Source organism: Acinetobacter lactucae (assembly GCF_013344765.1).
GTDB lineage: Bacteria > Pseudomonadota > Gammaproteobacteria > Pseudomonadales > Moraxellaceae > Acinetobacter > Acinetobacter lactucae_A.
In genome coordinates this window covers 1-748 of sequence record NZ_JABVBF010000379.1, presented here as the reverse complement: position 1 = coordinate 748, position 748 = coordinate 1, and the positions used below count along the sequence as shown (strand labels likewise).

At 52.7% G+C, this 748-nt stretch carries 1 protein-coding gene; it reads left to right on the top strand.

Translation table 11 applies throughout. The features are described from left to right. Nucleotides 1-748 (top strand): Ig-like domain-containing protein (locus HUN22_RS17440; protein WP_217488226.1); only part of this gene is annotated, 748 nt, incomplete at both ends.

The following is a 748-nucleotide window of genomic DNA, read 5'->3' as shown; positions in this document are numbered from 1 at the left end:
GCAACAGATGCAGCGGGCAATGCGGGTACAGATACTGCAGTGGTAACGATTGATACCGTTGCACCAAATGCACCGGTACTTGATCCGATCAATGCCACTGACCCAATCAGCGGTACAGCAGAAGCAGGTTCAACTGTAACTGTGAGCTTCCCGGATGGTACGACTGCAACTGTAGTTGCAGGTACAGACGGTAGCTGGTCAGTGCCAAACCCAGGTACTCTGGTGGATGGCGATACAGTGACTGCAACAGCGACTGACCCTGCAGGCAATACCTCATTGCCAGGTACAGGCACAGTCTCTGCAGACATCACGCCACCGGTGGTCGCGCTTGATGATGTCCTTACCAATGACAGCACACCTGCGCTCACCGGTACAGTCAATGACCCGACAGCTACTGTGGTGGTGAATGTAGATGGCACTGACTACCCGGCGACGAACAATGGCGATGGCACCTGGACGCTTGCAGACAATAGCTTGCCTGTATTAACAGACGGTCCACACACCATTACCGTGACAGCAACAGATGCAGCGGGCAATGCGGGTACAGATACAGGTACTGTAACAATCGATACAGTTATACCAGTGGTCACATTCACAGATGTATCAACCAATGACAGCACCCCTGCATTGACCGGTACGATCGATGATCCTACTGCGAGTGTGGTGGTGACTGTGGATGGCGTGGATTATCCAGCAACCAACAATGGTGACGGTACTTGGACGCTTGCAGACAATACACTTCCAGTGT